The sequence below is a fragment of the Streptomyces sp. 351MFTsu5.1 genome, from assembly GCF_000383655.1.
Classification (GTDB): Bacteria; Actinomycetota; Actinomycetes; order Streptomycetales; family Streptomycetaceae; genus Streptomyces; species Streptomyces griseorubiginosus.
Genome location: NZ_KB911779.1, coordinates 55,359 through 74,677, shown reverse-complemented (window position 1 = coordinate 74,677; position 19,319 = coordinate 55,359). Strand labels below are relative to the sequence as shown.

20 protein-coding genes and 1 riboswitch are annotated in these 19,319 nt (G+C 71.8%); of the genes, 12 read left to right on the top strand and 8 right to left on the bottom strand.

Going from position 1 to position 19,319, the window contains the following annotated elements; all coding sequences use genetic code 11:
* On the top strand, positions 1-948 hold the full coding sequence (locus H295_RS0112415) for an ABC transporter substrate-binding protein (RefSeq protein ID WP_020135686.1): 948 nt from the start codon (positions 1-3) through the stop codon (positions 946-948).
* 36 nt (positions 949-984) lie between these two features.
* Here the strand turns inward: H295_RS0112415 and H295_RS0112410 are convergent, their stop codons facing one another.
* The 3 genes from H295_RS0112410 to H295_RS0112400 are packed head-to-tail and all read right to left on the bottom strand — an operon-like array spanning position 985 to position 2,671.
* A complete protein-coding gene (locus H295_RS0112410; RefSeq protein ID WP_020135685.1) occupies positions 985-1,713 on the bottom strand; it encodes an isocitrate lyase/PEP mutase family protein in 729 nt (242 codons plus the stop codon).
* Entirely contained in the window at positions 1,710-2,153 is a 444-nt protein-coding gene (locus H295_RS0112405) for a carboxymuconolactone decarboxylase family protein (RefSeq protein ID WP_020135684.1), read from the bottom strand. Before H295_RS0112405 ends, H295_RS0112410 begins: the two co-directional genes overlap by 4 nt.
* A complete protein-coding gene (locus H295_RS0112400) occupies positions 2,150-2,671 on the bottom strand; it encodes a carboxymuconolactone decarboxylase family protein (RefSeq protein WP_020135683.1) in 522 nt (173 codons plus the stop codon). Before H295_RS0112400 ends, H295_RS0112405 begins: the two co-directional genes overlap by 4 nt.
* Before the next feature lie 46 nt (positions 2,672-2,717).
* Between H295_RS0112400 and H295_RS0112395 the strand changes: the two genes are divergently transcribed.
* Positions 2,718-4,256 (top strand): PLP-dependent aminotransferase family protein, encoded by a 1,539-nt coding sequence (locus H295_RS0112395; protein WP_020135682.1) that lies wholly within the window; start codon positions 2,718-2,720, stop codon positions 4,254-4,256.
* 20 nt (positions 4,257-4,276) lie between these two features.
* Here H295_RS0112395 and H295_RS0112390 read toward each other — a convergent pair whose 3' ends face one another.
* Positions 4,277-5,140 carry a hypothetical protein gene (locus H295_RS0112390; RefSeq protein WP_028809289.1) on the bottom strand — a complete coding sequence of 288 codons (864 nt, stop codon included), beginning with the start codon at positions 5,138-5,140 and terminating at the stop codon, positions 4,277-4,279.
* A 134-nt stretch (positions 5,141-5,274) separates the two neighbouring features.
* Here H295_RS0112390 and H295_RS0112385 point away from each other — a divergent pair, with 134 nt between their 5' ends.
* From H295_RS0112385 to H295_RS0112370, 3 genes are all read left to right on the top strand, one after another.
* Entirely contained in the window at positions 5,275-5,658 is a 384-nt protein-coding gene (locus tag H295_RS0112385; protein ID WP_020135680.1) for a hypothetical protein, read from the top strand.
* 13 nt (positions 5,659-5,671) lie between these two features.
* Positions 5,672-6,856, top strand: coding sequence for a glutathionylspermidine synthase family protein (locus tag H295_RS0112380; RefSeq protein ID WP_020135679.1), 1,185 nt, complete (start codon positions 5,672-5,674; stop codon positions 6,854-6,856).
* A gap of 270 nt (positions 6,857-7,126) precedes the next feature.
* Positions 7,127-7,216: riboswitch (ZMP/ZTP riboswitch) on the top strand.
* Positions 7,217-7,257: 41 nt separating this feature from the next.
* Positions 7,258-8,709: a glycine hydroxymethyltransferase gene (locus tag H295_RS0112370; RefSeq protein WP_028809288.1), complete on the top strand. Its 1,452-nt coding sequence runs from the start codon at positions 7,258-7,260 to the stop codon at positions 8,707-8,709.
* 13 nt (positions 8,710-8,722) lie between these two features.
* Here the strand turns inward: H295_RS0112370 and H295_RS43170 are convergent, their stop codons facing one another.
* The gene (locus H295_RS43170) at positions 8,723-9,142 is read right to left on the bottom strand and encodes a hypothetical protein (protein ID WP_234021595.1); all 420 of its coding nucleotides are present in this window, start codon (positions 9,140-9,142) and stop codon (positions 8,723-8,725) included.
* A 181-nt stretch (positions 9,143-9,323) separates the two neighbouring features.
* Here H295_RS43170 and trpS point away from each other — a divergent pair, with 181 nt between their 5' ends.
* Together trpS and H295_RS0112355 are read left to right on the top strand one after the other, a co-directional pair.
* Entirely contained in the window at positions 9,324-10,337 is a 1,014-nt protein-coding gene (gene trpS / locus H295_RS0112360) for a tryptophan--tRNA ligase (RefSeq protein WP_043217465.1), read from the top strand.
* A gap of 154 nt (positions 10,338-10,491) precedes the next feature.
* The gene (locus H295_RS0112355) at positions 10,492-11,076 is read left to right on the top strand and encodes a 2'-5' RNA ligase family protein (protein WP_020135675.1); all 585 of its coding nucleotides are present in this window, start codon (positions 10,492-10,494) and stop codon (positions 11,074-11,076) included.
* A 37-nt stretch (positions 11,077-11,113) separates the two neighbouring features.
* Here the strand turns inward: H295_RS0112355 and H295_RS0112350 are convergent, their stop codons facing one another.
* Both H295_RS0112350 and H295_RS0112345 read right to left on the bottom strand, forming a co-directional pair.
* The gene (locus H295_RS0112350) at positions 11,114-11,869 is read right to left on the bottom strand and encodes a decaprenylphospho-beta-D-erythro-pentofuranosid-2-ulose 2-reductase (protein WP_020135674.1); all 756 of its coding nucleotides are present in this window, start codon (positions 11,867-11,869) and stop codon (positions 11,114-11,116) included.
* Positions 11,870-11,967: 98 nt separating this feature from the next.
* Entirely contained in the window at positions 11,968-13,368 is a 1,401-nt protein-coding gene (locus H295_RS0112345) for an FAD-binding protein (RefSeq protein WP_020135673.1), read from the bottom strand.
* Between the two features lie 133 nt (positions 13,369-13,501).
* Between H295_RS0112345 and H295_RS0112340 the strand changes: the two genes are divergently transcribed.
* The 3 genes from H295_RS0112340 to H295_RS0112330 all read left to right on the top strand — a co-directional run bounded on the left by H295_RS0112340 (position 13,502) and on the right by H295_RS0112330 (position 16,201).
* A complete protein-coding gene (locus tag H295_RS0112340; protein ID WP_020135672.1) occupies positions 13,502-14,047 on the top strand; it encodes a phosphatase PAP2 family protein in 546 nt (181 codons plus the stop codon).
* A complete protein-coding gene (locus H295_RS0112335; RefSeq protein ID WP_020135671.1) occupies positions 14,044-15,024 on the top strand; it encodes a decaprenyl-phosphate phosphoribosyltransferase in 981 nt (326 codons plus the stop codon). Before H295_RS0112340 ends, H295_RS0112335 begins: the two co-directional genes overlap by 4 nt.
* A 160-nt stretch (positions 15,025-15,184) precedes the next feature.
* On the top strand, positions 15,185-16,201 hold the full coding sequence (locus tag H295_RS0112330) for a YihY/virulence factor BrkB family protein (RefSeq protein WP_020135670.1): 1,017 nt from the start codon (positions 15,185-15,187) through the stop codon (positions 16,199-16,201).
* Here H295_RS0112330 and H295_RS0112325 read toward each other — a convergent pair.
* Positions 16,146-17,468: a D-alanyl-D-alanine carboxypeptidase family protein gene (locus tag H295_RS0112325; protein ID WP_020135669.1), complete on the bottom strand. Its 1,323-nt coding sequence runs from the start codon at positions 17,466-17,468 to the stop codon at positions 16,146-16,148. The two genes, H295_RS0112330 and H295_RS0112325, sit on opposite strands and share 56 nt — an antisense overlap.
* Before the next feature lie 145 nt (positions 17,469-17,613).
* On the opposite strand from H295_RS0112325, the gene H295_RS47895 reads away from it, so the two are divergent.
* Positions 17,614-17,883: an SCO4848 family membrane protein gene (locus H295_RS47895; RefSeq protein WP_020135668.1), complete on the top strand. Its 270-nt coding sequence runs from the start codon at positions 17,614-17,616 to the stop codon at positions 17,881-17,883.
* Positions 17,880-19,166, top strand: coding sequence for a metallophosphoesterase (locus H295_RS0112315; RefSeq protein ID WP_020135667.1), 1,287 nt, complete (start codon positions 17,880-17,882; stop codon positions 19,164-19,166). Before H295_RS47895 ends, H295_RS0112315 begins: the two co-directional genes overlap by 4 nt.
* Positions 19,167-19,319 lie beyond the last annotated feature (153 nt).

Genomic DNA, 19,319 nt, shown 5'->3' with positions numbered 1-19,319 from the left:
ATGCGCGTCCGTACACTCGCCGCCGCCGGATCCCTGCTGCTGCTCACGGGCTGCGGTGCCGCCGACATGACCAAGCAGGCCTCGCCGTTCGCCAACGCCCACGGCTCCAAGAGCGTGACCCTGTCCGTGCAGTCCTGGGTCGGCGCACAGGCCAACGTGGCCGTCGCCCAGTACCTGCTGGAGCACCAGCTCGGCTACCGCGTCGACACCGTCCAGGTCGACGAGGTGCCCGCCTGGGACGCGCTCAGCCAGGGCCGGGTCGACGCGATCCTGGAGGACTGGGGCCACCCCGAGCAGGAACAGCGGTACGTCAAGGACAAGAAGACCATCACGCCGGGCGGCGGACTCGGGGTGACCGGGCACATCGGCTGGTTCGTCCCGACGTACTTCGCCAAGCAGCACCCGGACGTGACCAACTGGAAGAACCTCAACAAGTACGCCTCCCAGCTGCGCACCGCGGAGAGCGGCGGCAAGGGCCAGCTGATGGACGGCTCCCCGTCCTACGTCACCAACGACAAGGCGCTGGTGAAGAACCTCAAGCTGGACTACCAGGTGGTGTTCGCCGGCTCCGAGGCCGCGCAGATCACCCAGATCCGGCAGTTCGCCAAGGAGAAGAAGCCCTTCCTGACCTACTGGTACGCCCCCCAGTGGCTGTTCAAGAAGGTCCCGATGACCGAGGTGAAGCTGCCCCCCTACAAGGAGGGCTGCGACGCGGACCCGGCGAAGATCACCTGCGCCTATCCGCACACCCCGCTCCAGAAGTACCTCAACACGGACTTCGCCAAGTCCGGCGGCAAGGCGGCGGCCTTCCTGAAGAAGTTCAAGTGGACGACCGAGGACCAGAACGAGGTCTCCCTGATGATCGCCGACCAGAAGATGACGCCGGAGGACGCGGCGAAGAAGTGGGTGGACAGCCACGAGTCCACGTGGAAGGCGTGGCTGTCCTGAGTCCGTGGGAGGGCGTGGCTGTCGTGGCCGCCGCTGTCAGCGCCTGAGCTCGTCGGCGATCCCCTGGAGCGCCAGGGCGGCCCGGCGTTGCAGGCCCGGTCCGAAGGTGACGCGCGTGGCCCCGAGTTCACCGAGCGCGGTGGGCGAGGGGCCCTCGCCGTCCAGACGCCCGAACACATTGAGCGGCCCCTGGATCCCGGACCGCAGCAGGGGCAGTACGCCGGGCGGGGCGCCGATCGGATACACGCAGTCGGCGCCCGCGGCGACGTACAGCGCCGCCCGCTCGATCGCCCGCCCGGGATCGCCGTCGCCGTGGGCGAACGTGTCCACGCGCGCGTTGACGAACAGCCGGTCCCCGGCCGCGTACCGCACCTCGGCCAGCCACTCGGCGTGCTCACGCGGGTCCTTGAGCACCCCCTGGTGGGAGTCCTCCAGGTTGCAGCCCACGGCGCCCGCCTCCAGCAGGCGCTCCACCAACTCCTTGGGCGCCAGCCCGTATCCACCCTCCACGTCCGCCGACACGGGAATGTCCACGGCCCCGCAGACGCGCGCCACCGCGGCGAACATCTCGTCGGCCGGCGTGGACCCGTCCTGGTGGCCGAGCGCGGCCGCGATTCCCGCACTGGGCGTGGCGAGCGCCGGGAACCCGGCCTCCTCCAGCGCCCGCGCGCTGACCGCGTCCCAGGGACCGGGCAGGACGAGCGGATCGCCCGGCAGCCGGGTCCGGTGCAGGGCGCGGAAGATCTCCACCTTGTCCGACGTCACGACTCATGACCCCCCGGCGGGATCCGGCGGCCGACCATCACCCGGTTCCAGTTGTTGATGGCGACGACCAGGCCGATGAGATGGGCGAGTTCACGGTCGTCGAAGTGGTTCGCAGCCCGCTCGTACACCTCGTCCGGCACCCGGCCGTCCGTCAGGACGGTCACCGCCTCGGTCAGCGCGAGCGCGGCCCGCTCCCGCTCGTCGAAGACGCCCTCGGCCTCCTCCCACGCGGCGAGCAGATCCAACTGCTGTGCGCTCATGCCGAGTTCGCGCGCGATCGTGAGATGCATGTCGAGGCAGAACGCACAGTGGTTGAGCTGCGAGGCCCGGATCACGACGAGCTCGGCGAGGGCGGGATCACCGAGCCCCTTCTTCGCGGCCGCGCTGAGTGCGGACAGGGCGCGGGCGACCGCGGGGTCCAGGACGTCCGTACGGCTCACTCGTGCTTCCCCGCCTCGTAGTGGCCCGGGACCATCCGGCAGGTCACACCGAACCGGTTCCACGCGTTGATCACCGTGATCGCGGCGATCAGCTGGGCCAGCTCGGCCTCCTCGAAGTGCTTGGCCGCGTGGTCGTACACCTCGTCCGGCACGAAGCCGTCGGTGAGGACGGTGACCGCCTCGGTCAGTGCGAGGGCCGCCACCTCCTGCTCCGTGTAGAAGTGCCGCGACTCCTCCCACGCGCCGAGCTGGATGATCCGCTCGACGCTCTCCCCGGCCGCGAGGGCGTCCTTGGAGTGCATGTCGAGGCAGAACGCGCAGTGGTTGAGCTGCGAGGCACGGATCCTCACCAGCTCCAGCAACCGGGGGTCCAGACCCTTACGTGCGGCGGTGTCGAGGCGGAGCATCGCCTTGTAGACCTCGGGCGCGTGCTGGGCCCAGGCCAGGCGGGGGGCGGTTTCGGGGGAGTGGCGGGCGGGTTCCTGACGGGTGGTGCGGGCGGTCTCCTCTGTGGTCATGCCTCGACCCTAGGAGCCAGGCAGCCCAGGGGTATGGTCCACTTCCATGGCGAAACACTGGGCCATTTTCGGTATCGACCTGCATCTCGAACCCGCCGGGGGAGGCCTCCGGCGCGGCCTCACGGACGCCCTGCGCGAGGCCGTCCGCACCGGCCGCCTCGCCCCCGGCACCCGGCTGCCCTCCTCCCGCTCCCTCGCCGCCGACCTGGGCATCGCCCGCAACACGGTCGCCGACGCCTACGCCGACCTGGTCGCCGAGGGGTGGCTCAGCGCCCGCCAGGGCTCGGGCACACGGGTGGCCGAACGGGGGGTCGGGGTGGGGGGAGTGGGCGATGACGGTGCTGGTGCCGGTGCCGGTGCCGGTGCCGGTGCCGGTGCCGGTGCCGTGGGCGGGTTCGGTAGTGCGTTGCCCGGGCCTGTCTCCCGGCCCGGTGTCCCCGGCGCGTCCACGTCCCCCGACCCCGGCCACCGACGCACCCCCGGCCTCCCCGCCCCACCCGCACCCCGACCTCCCTACAACCTGATCCCCGGCACCCCCGACCTCGCGTCCTTCCCGCGCGCGGAGTGGCTCAAGGCCGCCCGTCGTGCCCTCGCCACCGCCCCCTACCAGGCCCTCGACTACGGCGACCCCCGCGGCCGCGTCGAACTGCGCACCGCCCTCGCCGACTACCTGGCCCGCGCCCGCGGGGTCCGCGCCGACCCCGACCGCATCGTGGTCTGCGCCGGGTTCTCGCACGGCCTGCGCCTCCTCGGCGCCCTGCTGCGGGCTCGCGACGCACGCACGGTCGCCGTGGAGTCGTACGGCCTCGACGTGCACTGGAACCTGCTCGCGGCCGCCGGTCTGCGCACCACCCCGCTGCCCTTCGACGAACGCGGTACCGCCCCGGGCCGGTTGACCGACCAGGACGCGGTGCTGCTCACCCCCGCGCACCAGTTCCCGATGGGCGGCACCCTGCACCGCGACCGTCGGGCGGCCGTGGTCGACTGGGCCCGCCGCACCGGGGGGCTGGTCGTCGAGGACGACTACGACGGGGAGTTCCGCTACGACCGCCAGCCCGTGGGCGCCCTCCAGGGCCTGGACCCCGACCACGTCGTCTACGCGGGCACGGCCAGCAAGTCCCTCGCGCCGGGACTCCGGCTCGGCTGGCTGGTACTGCCGTCCCACCTCATGGCGGAGGTCCTGCGGGCCAAGGGCGGTATCGACGCGTGCGGCTCCCTCGACCAGCTGACCCTCGCCGAGTTCCTGACCTCCGGCGCCTACGACCGTCATGTGCGTGCCGCCCGGCTGCGGTACCGGCGCCGCCGTGACGCGCTGGTCGCCGAGCTCGCCCGCCGGGCCCCGCAGGTCCGCGCCACCGGGATCGCGGCCGGTCTGCACGTGGTGCTGCGGCTGCCCCCGGGCACCGAACAGCAGGCGCTGCGGGCGGCCGCCTGGCACGGCCTGGCCGTCCACGGACTGCACCGGTTCCGACACCCGGAGGCCGCCGTCGAACCGGCCGACGCCCTCGTCGTGGGCTACGGCACCCCACCGGACCACGCCTGGTCAGGAGCGCTGGAAGCACTGTGCGCTGCGCTGCCCGAATAGCGCGGCCCGCTGCGGCCCGCTCACGGGACTCCGATTCCGTCCCGGTCGGCCTCCACCGGCGCCTCCCCGAACCTGGCCAGCGCCAACGCCCCCGCCACGGCCACCACGAACCCCAGGACCGCCACCCACGCCAGCCCCTCCCGCGTGCGGTCCCCGAGCCACACCACCCCCACCAGGGCGGGCCCGATCGTCTCCCCGATCACCATCCCGGCGGTCGCCGTGGTCACCGAACCCCGCTGGAGAGCCGACGTCAGTGAGAGAAAGGCCGCACCCCCACCGACGAGCAGCGCGTAGGTCGCCGGGTTGGTCACCAGATCCGACGGTGCCAGGGAGTCGATCAGCCGGACCGACACCTCCACGACGCCGAACCCGAACCCCGCCGCCAGCCCGAGCGCCAACGGCCGCCCCCGCTCCGGCAGGCGCCCGCCCAGCAGCGCGAGCACCAGCACCACCAGTGCCGTCCCGAGCATCGCGTACCCCAGGGCCGGCGGCCCGTCGCGGTCCCCTTCGGTCCCGGACGCGATCCCCAGCAGGGCCATCCCCGCGCACACCACTCCGACCGCACCCCACTCGGCCCCGCTCAGCCGGACCCTCAGCAGCCGCGCCGAGACCACCGCGGTCACCGCGAGACTCGACGCGAGTGCCGCGCCCACCGCGTAGATCGGGACCGACCGCAACGCGGCGATCTGGAGCAGGAACCCCAGCCCGTCCAACGCCAGTCCCGCGAGATAGCGCCACTGCCGCACCGCCCGCAGGAACAGCGTCACCGCGAACGCCGATCCCACCTCGCCGTCACCGCCTGCCGCATCCGCGGTCCGTGCTGCCATCGCCTGCAACACGGTGGCCGTCCCGAAGCAGACCGAGGCCCCGAGGGCGCACACCATTCCAAAGAACACAAAGTGACCTTAGGGGAGGAGGTGAAGGGTGGGCTGCTTTCAAGCGGGCTCTTACTGATCTCTAAGCTGTCCGCCACACACGCACACCGGACACACGGCCTGATCAACGGGGAGACACGGACATGGCGGACGCACGCCGACAACTTCGCTCCGGCACCATCGCACTCGGCGGCGTGGGACTGCTCGCCGCGGCCCTCACCGCCTGCTCCTCCGACCCCGACAAGCGGTGCGTCGACCGGGACAGCTACACCCTCGGCAAGGGCTACCAGGTCGTCGCCGACAAGAACTGCAAGTCCTCCACCTCCGTCAGGGGCACTTACTACTACGGCGGCAAGAAGAACGGCAGCTGGGTCACGGGCGGCTCCTTCACCAGGAAGTCCAAGGGATCCGGCAGTTCGTCGAGCAGCGGGGGCAGTGGCGGCAGCGGGGTCGACCGCGGCGGCTTCGGCAGCGGAGGCGGCGACGGCGACGGTGGTGGCACCGGCAAGGGCAGCTCCGGCGGCTGAGGGGCCGATCACCATGCGCCGACACACCATCACCCCCCGCCCTGGCTGGCAGCAGACCGTGGAATCCCAGGGGCTGATCTACCCGCTCACCCGCCACCCCGACGACTCCCTGCGGCCGTACTGGGACGAGAGCGCCTACTACTCCTTCACGCTCCCCGAGGTCGAGGCGCTGGAGGAGGTCGTCGAAGACCTCCACCGCATGTGTCTCACGGCAGCCGACCACATCGTCACCGCGAACCGCTTCGCCGACCTCGGCATCACCGACCCCCGCGTGGCCGAAGCGGTCGCCGAGTCCTGGCACCGGCGTGCCGAACTCCCTTCCGTCTACGGCCGCTTCGACCTCCGCCACGACGGCGACGGCCCGGCCAAACTCCTGGAGTACAACGCCGACACCCCCACCTCCCTCGTCGAGGCCGCCTCACCCCAGTGGTTCTGGATGGAGGAGCGCTTCCCGGACGCCGACCAGTGGAACTCCCTCCACGAACGCCTCGTCGCCGCCTGGAAGAAGCAGGCCGCCCTCCTTCCGCCCGGCAGCCCCCTGTACTTCGCGCACTCCTCCGCCGACGAGCTCGGCGAGGACCTCATGACGGTCGCCTACCTCAAGGAGACCGCCGAGCAGGCCGGCGTCACCACCGACTGGATCTCGATGGAGGAGATCGGCTGGGATCCGCTCTCCGGACGCTTCGTCGACAACCAACTCCGGTTCATCCGCAGCTGCTTCAAGCTCTACCCCTGGGAGTGGCTCACCACCGACCGCTTCGCCGACCACGTCCTCGACACGCTCGACAACGGCGGCGGCACCGGCAGCACCCTGTGGATCGAACCCGCCTGGAAGATGCTCCTCAGCAACAAGGCGCTGCTGGCCGTCCTCTGGGAGCTGTACCCGGACCACCCCAACCTCCTCCCCGCCCATCTCGACGGCCCCCGGGACCTGGCCACCACCACCGGCTACGTCGCCAAGCCCCTGCTGGGCCGCGAGGGCGCCGGAGTCACGGTCCACGAACCCGGCACGGCCTCACCCCTCCGCGAAGAGGCCTGCTGCTACCAGGAACTGGCCCCCCTGCCCGACTTCGACGGCAACCGTGTCGTCCTGGGCGCGTGGGTCGTCGAGGGCGAGTCGGCGGGCCTGGGCATCCGGGAGTCCTCGGGCCTGATCACCGACGAGTACGCACGCTTCCTGCCGCACGTGATTCTTTGAGCGGACGGTTCGTCCGAGCGGCCGATGCGTCTGAACGGGAGACCGGGACAGTGCCCCCGCCTCCGCACGGGCCCGCCAGGAAACGCGTTGTCGCCCCGTGCCCCCGCGCGCTTCTCCTGCTGGGCCCCGGACCCCGACCAGGTCGACCGCCTGGCCGACCTGCTGTTCTGACGTCGTCAACCGCCACGGCAGCGGGAACCGCGCGCCCCGCTGCCGTCGCTCGCATGGTGGACGCCGGCCCGGAGCCGTTGCGCCTGCCCGGTAGGCTGGCCGACAGGCCGTGACTGGCGCGCTGGGATGGGACGGACCATCGGGGAGCGGCCTGCGAGTGACCAAGTGCCGTGCGCCTGGGCCGAACCGTGATCCGTGACCGCTTCAAGCCACGCAGCCCGGAGGCCGCCATGTCAGAGCAGCAGCCCCTGTCCCCCGAGTCCACGGCCTTCCGCGCCGCCCTCGACGTGATCCGAGCCGTCGAGCCGCGCGTCGCCGACGCCATCGGCCAGGAGGTCCACGACCAGCGCGAGATGCTCAAGCTGATCGCCTCCGAGAACTACGCCTCCCCGGCCACCCTCCTCGCGATGGGCAACTGGTTCAGCGACAAGTACGCCGAGGGCACCGTAGGCCGCCGCTTCTACGCCGGCTGCCGCAACGTCGACACCGTCGAGTCGCTGGCCGCCGAACACGCCAAGGAGCTCTTCGGCGCCCGCCACGCCTACGTCCAGCCGCACTCCGGCATCGACGCCAACCTCGTCGCCTTCTGGTCCGTCCTCGCCCAGCGCGTCGAGGTCCCCGCCCTCGAGAAGGCCGGTGCCCGCCAGGTCAACGACCTCTCGGACGCCGACTGGGCCGAGCTCCGCCAGGCCTTCGGCAACCAGCGCATGCTCGGCATGTCCCTGGACGCCGGCGGCCACCTCACCCACGGCTTCCGCCCGAACATCTCCGGCAAGATGTTCGACCAGCGCTCCTACGGCACCGACCCGGCCACCGGCCTCGTCGACTACGAGGCTCTGCGCGCCTCGGCCCGCGAGTTCAAGCCGCTGATCATCGTCGCCGGCTACTCCGCCTACCCGCGGCTGGTGAACTTCCGGATCATGCGGGAGATCGCCGACGAGGTCGGCGCCACGCTCATGGTCGACATGGCCCACTTCGCCGGTCTCGTCGCCGGCAAGGTCCTCACCGGTGACTTCGACCCCGTCCCGCACGCCCAGATCGTCACCACCACCACTCACAAGTCCCTGCGCGGCCCGCGCGGCGGCATGGTGCTGTGCGACGACTCCCTCAAGGACCAGGTCGACCGCGGTTGCCCGATGGTCCTCGGCGGCCCGCTCCCGCACGTCATGGCCGCCAAGGCCGTCGCCCTCGCCGAGGCGCGTCAGCCCTCCTTCCAGGACTACGCCCAGCGCATCGTCGACAACTCCCGCGCCCTGGCCGAGGGCCTGATGCGCCGCGGCGCCACCCTGGTCACCGGCGGCACCGACAACCACCTCAACCTGATCGACGTGGCCTCCTCCTACGGCCTCACCGGCCGCCAGGCCGAGGCCGCCCTGCTGGAGTCGGGCATCGTCACCAACCGCAACGCGATCCCGGCCGACCCGAACGGCGCCTGGTACACCTCCGGCATCCGCATCGGCACCCCCGCCCTGACCACCCGGGGCCTCGGCACCGCCGAGATGGACGAGGTCGCAGGTCTCATCGACCGCGTCCTCACCACCACCGAGGCCGGCACCACCAAGTCGGGGGCGCCCTCCAAGGCCGCGCACATCCTCGACGCGAAGGTCGCGGACGAGATCTCCCACCGGGCCACCGAGCTCGTCGCCGGCTTCCCGCTCTACCCCGAGATCGACCTGGGCTGACCCCTCCTTCTCTTCAGGGCTCCTCCCGCGGTGGTCCGGCTCCCGGCCGGGCCGCCGCGCGGCGTATCAGCCGGGTGCCGCCGGCCCCGGCCGCGAATCCCACGGCGAGCCCCGGCACCGCCCACCAGACGTCGTGCCGACCGGCGCCCTCGTCCCGCCGGCCGCCCCCGGCATGTCCCCCGCCGGAACCGCCCGACAACCCTGCCCGGTCCAGCCGGTCGAAGACGGTCCGGTCCGCGCGGTGCCGGCGTGTGCCGTCTCGGGCGACGAACAACTGGTCCTGGCGCTCCAGGCCGGCGACAGCCGGCCCGCCGGAACGCACCGCCGCGTCGGCCGCCGGAGCCCCGAACGCGCTCACCGCCAGGACCGCCGGGGCCAGCGCCCATAACGCCCCGCGCGGCCCGAGCCGCAGTTCTCCCTGTCCGTTCCGCACCGCATCCCCCTCGATCGACACCGTCTCACCAACTCAAGCTCGCGAACCCCTCCCTTCGTCACACATGGCGCGGTCCGGCAGCGCCCACCAGCGGGAACCGGACCGAATCGGTTCCCACCCGTGGCGCTTCTGTTTCCGACTGGTTCCGGATCGGTCCCCGACACCTGAGAGAATGGTGAGCATGGCCTCTGATCGTCCCCGCGTGCTCTCCGGAATCCAGCCCACCGCAGGCTCGTTCCACCTCGGCAACTACCTCGGCGCCGTCCGCCAGTGGGTGGCCCTCCAGGAGACCCACGATGCGTTCTACATGGTCGTCGACCTGCACGCGATCACGGTCCCGCAGGACCCGAAGGAGCTCACGGCCAACACCCGCCTGGCCGCGGCCCAGCTCCTCGCCGCCGGTCTCGACCCCGAGCGCTGCACGCTCTTCGTCCAGAGCCACGTCCCCGAGCACGCCCAGCTCGCCTGGGTCATGAACTGCCTCACCGGATTCGGCGAGGCCTCCCGCATGACCCAGTTCAAGGACAAGTCCGCCCGTCAGGGCGCCGACAGCGCGAGCGTCGGCCTGTTCACGTACCCGATCCTCCAGGTCGCGGACATCCTGCTCTACCAGGCCAACGAGGTCCCGGTGGGCGAGGACCAGCGCCAGCACGTCGAGCTGACCCGCGACCTCGCCACGCGCTTCAACGGCCGCTTCGGGGAGACCTTCACGATCCCGAGGCCGTACATCCTCAAGGAGACGGCCAAGATCTACGACCTCCAGGACCCGTCGATCAAGATGAGCAAGTCGGCGTCCACGCCGAAGGGCCTCATCAACCTCCTCGACGAGCCGAAGGTCACCGCCAAGAAGGTCAAGAGCGCGGTCACCGACACCGACACCGTCATCCGCTACGACGCCGAGAACAAGCCCGGCGTCAGCAACCTGCTCACCATCCACTCGACCCTGACGGGCACGAGCATCCCGGAGCTGGAGCAGCAGTACGAGGGCAAGCTCTACGGTGCGCTCAAGACGGACCTCGCCGAGATCGTCGTCGACTTCGTGACGCCCTTCCGGGAGCGCACCCAGCAGTACCTGGACGACCCGGAGACGCTGGACTCGATCCTGGCCAAGGGCGCGGAGAAGGCCCGCGCGGTCGCCGCGGAGACCCTCTCCCAGACGTACGAGAAGGTCGGCTTCCTGCCCGCCAAGCACTGATCGCCGGGCGCACCACCGCACACCAGCACCACCGGGCAGAGCGCTGCACATCACTACGCCCGCGCCTGCCCACAGCACAGCCGTGGCCGTACAGTCGATAGCCGGACGGCTGGGAACGAATCCGACAGGACGACAGGGACGAACAGGAGACGACGTGGGGACCGTAACGATCGGTGTGTCGATCGCGGTCCCGGAGCCTCACGGCAGCCTGCTCCAGGAGCGGCGCGCGGGCTTCGGCGACGCCGCGGCTCATGGCATCCCCACCCATGTCACCCTGCTGCCGCCGACCGAGGTCGACAGCGGCGCGCTGCCCGCCATCGAGGCGCACCTCACCGAGGTCGCCGCGGCGGGCCGGCCCTTCCCGATGAAACTGTCCGGCACCGGCACCTTCCGGCCGCTGTCGCCGGTCGTGTACGTCCGGATCGCCCAGGGCGCCGAGGCCTGCACCTGGCTCCAGAAGCAGGTCCGTGACGCCTCCGGGCCGGTCGCACGGGAACTCCAGTTCCCGTACCACCCGCACGTCACGGTGGCGCACGGCATCGACGAAGCGGCCATGGACCGCGCCTTCGAGGAGCTCGCCGACTTCGAGGCCGCGTGGCCCTGCACTGGATTCGCGCTCTATGAGCAGGGCCCCGACGGGGTCTGGCGCAAGCTGCGGGAGTTCACGTTCGGGGGATCGATCGTGCCGCCCCAGGCGGGACGCGCGGACCGCGGCTCCTTGCCGACGAGCCAGCTGTAACTCCCATCACAGCCGACCGCAACGGCTGTAACCACAGTTACAGGGACAGCCGCCGGAACACCCCCCGCGGCACATGCCGCAGCGCCGACATCACCACCCGCAGCGCCCCCGGCACCCACACCGCCTCCGAGCGCCGCCGCAGCCCCAGTTCGATGGCCGTCGCGACCGCCTCCGGAGTGGTCGCGAGCGGCGCCTCCTCCAGCCCGGCCGTCATCCTGGACCGGACGAACCCGGGGCGTACGACCATGACGTGCACCCCGGTGCCGTGGAGCGCGTCGCCGAGGCCCTGGGTGAAGGTGTCGAGGCCGGCCTTGCTGGAGCCGTAGATGAAGTTGGCCCGGCGGGCCCGCTCCCCGGCGACGGAGGAGAGCACGACCAGCGAGCCGTGCCCCTGGGCCTGCAACGCGCGCGCGGAGACCAGTCCAGCCGAGACGGCGCCCGTGTAGTTGGTCTGCGCGACCCGCACCGCGGCGACCGGATCACGCTCGTCGTGGGCCTGGTCGCCGAGGATCCCGAAGGCGAGCAGCACCATGTCGATGTCGCCCTGAGCGAAGATCTTGCCGAGCACCGTCTCGTGCGACTCGGGGTCGAGCGCGTCGAAGGCGGCGGTGTGGACGTCGGCGCCCAGGGCGCGCAGCTCCGCGGCGGCGCTGTCCAGGGCGGGGGAGGGCCGCCCCGCCAGCCACACCGTGCGGGCGCGGCGGACGACGAGACGGCGGGCGGTGGCCAGCGCGATCTCCGACGTGCCGCCGAGGACGAGCAGGGACTGGGGGAGACCGAAGGCGTCTTTCACGAGCAGCTCCTTGGGGCGGCGGGGCGGCGGGGCGGCGGGACGGCGAACGGCAGGACCGTGATCGATGGCGAGGTCCGACGTGGGGCCGGCCGGTCCGGCTAGAGGGCGAGACGGCGGGACAGGTCCGAGGTGAACACCCCGCGCGGATCCAGCTCCGCGCGCAGCGCACGGAAGTCGTCCAGACGCGGGTACATGGTGGCGAGCAGCTCCGGCCGCAGCCGGGAGTCCTTGGCGAGGTAGACGCGCCCACCGGCCGCGGCCACCTCGTCGTCGATCTCGTCGAGGAGAGCGCCGAGGCCGGGAAGGCCGGCCGGGAGGTCCATGGCCAGAGTCCAGCCGGGCACCGGGAAGGACAGCCAGCCCGGGTCGGCGTCCCCGAACCGCTTCAGCACGGCGAGGAAGGACGGGCACCGGTGTCCGGAGACCCGCCGCACGATGCGGTGCAGCGCCTCCTCCTGGCCGTGTCCGACGACGAACTGGTACTGCACGAGGCCGGCGCGGCCGTAGACCCGGTTCCAGTGGGGCACGCCGTCCAGGGGGTGGAAGAAGGTGGGGATCCGCTGGAGGCGGCCGGTACGCGCGCGAGGCGACGTCCGGTACCAGAGCTCGTTGAACAGCCCCACGGTCGTGCGGTTGAGCAGCCCCTCGGGGAGGAACGCGGGCGGGGCCGGGAAGCGCGGGGTCCGGAAGGCCAGCGGATCCCTGAGCGCGCGTGCGCCGGACGGGTCCCTCCGCGCGCGTGCGCCGCCCTCCGGCGCCCCCGATGATCGCAGCGCCTCCAGCGAAGCGTGGTTCCCCTGTGTCAGCACCGCCCGTCCCGTGGCCGCGCCGCGGGCCAGCAGGTCGATCCAGGCGACCGAATAGCGGTACGCGTGATCCGTCGCCGTCAGACGGGCCATCAGGTCGTCGAGGTCACGCGCGCGTTCCGTGTCGACCGACATCAGGGAGGTCTCGACCGGCTGGAGCTGGACCGTCGCGGTGAGGATCACCCCGGTCAGTCCCATGCCGCCGGTGGTCGCGTCGAACAGGGGCGTGTCCCGCCGCACGGTGCGGATCTCGCCGTCGGCGGTGAGGAGTTCGAAGGACAGCACATGGCGGGAGAAGGAGCCGGACACATGGTGGTTCTTGCCGTGGACGTCAGCGCCGATCGCGCCGCCGACGGTGACATGGCGGGTGCCGGGCGTCACCGGCACGAACCAGCCGAGCGGCAGCAGCACCTCCATCAGCCGGTGCAGGGAGACGCCCGCGCCGCACAGCACGGTGCCGCCGTCGGCGTCGATCGCGTGGACACGGTCCAGGCCGGTCATGTCGAACACCGCGCCGCCCGCGTTCTGCGCCGCGTCCCCGTACGCCCGTCCCAGGCCCCGCGGGATGCCGCCGCGGGCCCCGCAGTCCCGGACGGCGGCCACGGCCTCCTCGTAGCTGCGTGGGCGGGTCGGACGGGCCGCGGTGGGGGCGGTGCGGCCCCAGCCCGTGAGGGGAACGGTCTCGGCAGACATGCCGGTGACCGTATCGCCGCTATGGCTGTGATTCGTTCGTAAACATCCCTTTCCTCCCCGAAATGGGTGATTAATGGGATGTCGCTCAATATTGCCGGAGTTCCGGTCGTGGTCCCGTGAACAGTGAGTCCCCATGGACGGCTTGGACGGCATGGACAGCATGGACGGCCACATTCTCTCGATGCTCCGGGCCCGGGGCGGCGGCGATCCGCGCGTGGCCGGGGTCGCGCGTGCCCTGTCCCTGGTCGGCGAACACGGGGCGCTGTGGCTCACGGTGGGGCTCGCCGGGGCGGCCCTGGACGGCCCACGTCGGGTCACCTGGTTGCGCGGTACGGCTCTGACCGCCGGCGCGCACCTTGTGAGCATGGGCGTGAAGAGGGTGGTGCGGCGTCCACGCCCGGCACACGTGGAGCCCCTGGTGCGTACGGCGGGGCGGCACTCCTTCCCCAGCTCCCACGCCACCTCCGCCGCGACCGCGGCCGTCGCCTTCGGCACGCTCGGCGCGCACTTCGTCCCGCCGCTCGCCGCCGCGATGTGCCTCTCCCGGCTGGTCGTGGGCGTCCACCACCCCTCGGACGTCCTTGCGGGCGCGGCCCTGGGCGCGCTCACGGCACGCCTGGGGGCGCGCTGGATGAGGGCAGGCAGCAAGAGGCCGGCAGGCAACCAGGAGCGCGCGTGACGGAGACAGCGCCCCTCGGCAACGCCACCCGCCCCCCGCTCCTGGAGCAGCGCACCCCTCACCGCCGTACCCCGCCGCCCCGGCCCCGCACCCTCACCGGCGTCCTCCGAGGGCTGCTCAGGGCGGGCAGACCCAAGCAGTGGGTCAAGAACGTCCTCGTCGTCGCCGCGCCCGCCGCCGCCGGCCGGCTCCTCGACCCGCACGCCCTTCCCCGACTCGCCCTCGTCTTCGCCCTCTTCACCGCCTGCGCCGCCGCCGTGTACCTGATCAACGACGCACGCGATGTCGAGGCCGACCGCGCCCACCCCGCCAAGCGCCACCGTCCGATCGCCGCCGGGCAGGTCCCGGTGCCCGTCGCCTACGCCGTCGGCGGCGCCCTGGCCGTCCTCACGCCGGCCGCGGCGGCCCGGCTGACCTCGCCCCCGGTAGCGGCACTCCTCGCGGCGTACGTCGGCATGCAACTGGCCTACTGCGTCAGCCTCAAGCACGTCCTCGTCGTCGATCTCGCGGTCGTCACGACCGGCTTCCTGATGCGGGCGGCGGCGGGCGGTCTGGCGCTCGGCATCCCGCTCTCGCGCTGGTTCCTGATCACGACCGGGTTCGGCGCGCTGTTCATGGTCTCGGCCAAGCGCTACTCCGAGGCCGTCCAGATGGCCGGGAACGCGGGCGCCACGCGCGCGTTGCTCACCGAGTACACCACCGGCTATCTGCGCTTCGTCTGGCAGCTCGCGGCCGGAGTCGCCGTGCTCGGCTACTGCCTGTGGGCCCTGGAGGACCACCACGGCCCGCACGGCGGCCTGCTGCCCTGGCGGCAACTGTCCGTGGTGGCCTTCATCCTGGCGATCCTCAGATACGCCGTCTTCGCCGACCGCGGCACGGCGGGCGAGCCCGAGGAGGTCGTCCTGCGCGACCGCGCCCTCGCCCTCATCGCCCTGACGTGGCTCGCGATGTACGGCCTGGCGGTCGCCAGATGGTGACGCCGACCGCCAGACGGTGACGCCCGCCGGGACCGGCGCCCGACACCGGCACCGGCACGGCTGACGGAACAACCCCGACACCGGCCCCCATACTCGTCACCACCCCACGATTTCGGGGTACCCGCACATCGGTCGTCCGCACGGAGGGCAAGATCCGATCATGGACTGGCTGAAGAAACTCCCCGTCGTCGGGCCGCTCTGGGTGCGCCTGACGGCCACGCACGCGTGGCGGTCGTACGAACGGCTGGACCGGGTGAAGTGGACCCGGCTGGCCGCGGCGATGACGTTCACCAGCTTCGTCGCGCTGTTCCCGCTGCTCACCGTGGCCGCCGCGATCGCCGCCGCCACGCTGAGCACCAAGCAGCAGGACGAGCTCCAGAACAAGATCGCCGACCAGGTCCCCGGCATCTCCGACCAGCTGGACGTCGGCGCCCTGGTGCAGAACGCCGGCACCGTCGGCCTGATCGCCGCCGGCGCCCTGCTGTTCACCGGCATCGGCTGGGCGGGGTCGACGCGCGAGTGCCTGCGCGCGGTGTGGGAGCTGCCCGACGAGGACGAGAACGCCATCCTGCGCAAGGTCAAGGACTTCGGCATCCTGGTCGGGCTCGGCGGCGCCGTCCTGGTGACGATCGCCATCTCCACGATCGCCTCCGCGATGGTGGGCTGGATCACCGACCAGGCCGGCATCGACCGCGAGGGCTGGGGCAGCCTGCTCCTCCAGGCCACCGCCTTCCTCGTCGCCGTACTCGCCGACTTCCTGCTCCTGCTGTACGTCCTGACCCTGCTGCCCGGCGTCGAACCGCACCGCCGCCGGCTGCTGGTCGCCGCGCTGACCGGCGCGGTCGGCTTCGAGCTCCTGAAGCTCCTGCTGAGCGGCTATATGCAGGGCGTGGCGACGAAGAGCATGTACGGCGCGTTCGGCGTCCCCGTCGCCCTGCTGCTGTGGATCAACTTCACGTCGAAACTGGTGCTGTTCTGCGCCGCGTGGACGGCCACGGGCAGCAAAGCGCAGGAGCTTGAGGAGCGCGAACTCGAGGACCAGGAACTCGAAGAACAAGCACTCGAAGAGCAGGAACTGGAAGAGCAGGAACTCGACGACCAGGCCCTCGAGGACCGGCGGCTCAAGGACGAGAAGAGCGGCGACGTACCAGATCGGGCAGCGGCCAGCGGCGGTTGACAAGGAACGCCCCGGCAGCGAGCAGCACCAGCAGCCCGCCCGTGATGCCGAGGGCCGTCCACACGCCCCCGGAGCCGCCGCCGGCCGCGGCGGACGCGACGTGCTTCGACGAGGCCCCTGAGCCGTCCGAGCCACCCGAGCCCCCGGACCCGCCCCCGGCCTCCCCCGAGGCCGCCGGCTGGGCGCCGGACCCCGCGGCGCCCTTCGGCGGCACCAGCTCACCGACCGGCTCCACCTTGCCGGCCGCCTTGAAGCCCCAGTCGAAGAGCTTGGCGGTCTCCTTGTAGACCTCGTTGTGCTCCTCCTTGGACGGGTTCATGACCGTCACGAGCAGCACCCTGCCATTGCGCTCGGCCACACCGGTGAAGGTGGCCCCGGCATTGGTGGTGTTGCCGTTCTTCACACCTGCGATGCCCTGGTACTGCGAGATGTCGTAATCGCCGCTCAGCAGCCGGTTGGTGTTGCGGATCTCGAAGGGCTTGCGGACGGTCTTGCCCTTCTTGTTCTTCGTCGTGGCTCCCGGGAACGCCGCGGTGACCGTCGAGCAGTACTCCCGGAAGTCCTTCTTCTGAAGCCCTGAGCGGGCGAAGAGGGTCAGGTCGTAGGCGGAGGAGACCTGGCCGGGAGCGTCGTAGCCGTCGGGGCTGACCACGTGCGTGTCGAGGGCCTGGAGCTCCTCGGCGTGCTCGTTCATCTCGGCGACGGTCTTGGCGACACCCTTGTTCATCGCCGACAGGACATGCACGGCGTCGTTGCCGGAGCGAAGGAAGACACCGAGCCACAGGTCGTGGACGGTGTAGGTCTCGTTCTCCTTTATCCCGACCATGCTGGAGCCCGCGCCGATGCCCGCGAGGTCGGAGGGCAGGACCTTGTGCTTCTCGGCCTTGGGGAACTTCGGCAGCACCGTGTCCGCGAAGAGCATCTTCATGGTGCTCGCCGGGGGCAGCCGCCAGTGCGCGTTGTGCGCGGCGAGCACATCGCCCGACTCGGCGTCCGTGACGATCCAGGAGCGCGCGGTGATGTCCTTGGGCAGGACCGGGACCCCGTTCGCCAGGTTGACCTGGGTGCCCGCGAGGCCGAGCCGCGCGCCGCCCACGGTCGACATCCTCGCCGGCGGAGTGACCGAGGGACTGGCGCTCGGTGAGGGGCCGCTGGGCGAGGGACCGGGGGCCGCGAGGGCGACGGGCGCGGTCAGCGCGAGGGACGACAGGGCGGCGGAGGTGACCAGCAGGGATCGCCTGATGGCCTTCTTCTGGGGAGCGGACACGTTCAGGAACGTACATGGCGCTGCGGGTGAAGTCCCACCGCTCAGCCCGCCCGGGCCGCCGGAAGGGGTAGCACCGCCCCGGCCGCCGTGCGGGGCAGCGCCACCCCGGCCGCCAGGAGGGGCAGCGGCCCGCGATACTGGACCCATGAAGCTCAGCCGCCCCGTCTCCTGGTTCCTGCTCGCCTTCGGGGTGTGGAGCTGGATCATCTGGATCACTTTCGTCAAGAACCTCGTCAAGGACGCCAGCGGACTCGCCTTCGACGACGCGGGCGACCCGACCGCGTACTTCTGGGTGCACCTGCTGCTGGCCGTCGTCTCCTTCGTACTGGGGACGGTCGTCGGGCTCATCGGGTTGCGTGGGTTGCGCGCACTGCGTGGGAACTCACAGCCGCCCCGCGAAGTTGACTCTGCGTGATCATTGTCTTCGCGCTGCTCGCCCTGACCGTCCTCGTGACGGCCAACTGGTACCTGTGGCGCCGTCTGTTCCGCGACACCACCCGCGGCCCCGGCCCGGCACGCAGGGTGGGTGCTGCGGTCATCGGCGGCGGCTGGGTGCTGGCGATCGGTGCCCTGGTCGCGGAGCGCACCGGCGCCCCCTTCTGGCTCCAGCGCGTGCTCGCGTGGCCCGGGTTCCTGTGGCTGGCGCTGTCGATCTACCTGCTGCTCGCGGTCGTGGCGGGTGAGGTCGTACGGCCCCTGCTGGGACGTCTCCTCGTGCGCTGGGACCGGCGCCGCGAGCCGCCCCTGACCGCCGTACCGCACCCGGAGCGGGTGCCGGCGGGAGCGGCATCCTCGGACGACGCGCCCGCGTCCGCCCCCGTGTCCGCCGCCCCGCCCGGGGACTCCGTCACCACCCCCTCCAGCGACCCCGCCCCCTCCCGCCGCCTCTTCGTCTCCCGCGTCGTCGCCGGTGCCGCCGCCGCGGCCGCCGTCGGGACCGTCGGCCTCGGCACCTACGGCGTCCTGCGCGGCCCCGGGGTCAAGCGCGTCACCGTGCCGCTGGCGAAGCTCCCGCGCGCGGCGCAGGGGTACCGGATCGCGGTGGTCAGCGACATCCACCTGAGCCCGGTGCTGGGGCGCGGCTTCGCCCAGAAGGTCGTCGACACCATCAACTCCACCCAGCCCGACCTGATCGCGGTCGTCGGCGACCTGGTCGACGGCAGTGTGAAGGACCTGGGCCCGGCGGCCGCCCCCCTCGCCGGGCTCCGGGCACGGCACGGCTCGTACTTCGTCACCGGCAACCACGAGTACTTCTCCGGTGCCGAGCAGTGGGTCGAGGAGGTGCGCCGACTGGGCCTGCGCCCGCTGGAGAACGCCCGTACGGAACTGCCGTGGTTCGACCTCGCCGGTGTCAACGACATCGCGGGCGAGAGCGAGGGCCAGGGCCCCGACTTCGCCAGGGCACTGGGCGACCGGGACACGGCACGCGCGTGCGTGCTCCTCGCCCACCAGCCGGTCCAGATCCACGACGCGGTCGACCACGGCGTCGACCTCCAGCTCTCCGGCCACACCCACGGCGGCCAGCTCTGGCCCGGCAACCTCGTCGCGGAGGCCGCGAACCCCACGGTCGCCGGTCTCGAGCGCTACGGCGACACCCAGCTCTACGTCAGCCGCGGCGCCGGCGCCTGGGGCCCGCCCACGCGCGTGGGCGCCCCCTCGGACATCACGGTGATCGAACTGGCGTCGAAGCAGACCTGAACCGCGCGCACGGCACCCCTTGTGCGAAACACCTGTGCAGACGCTGTGAAATGTGGCCGAAACAGCTTGCGGTAACGTCTTGCCCAACTCGACAAATCCCTCTTCCCCCAGCTGAAACTCCTGTGATTAGGTGATTCGCGCCACTAGGGGGTG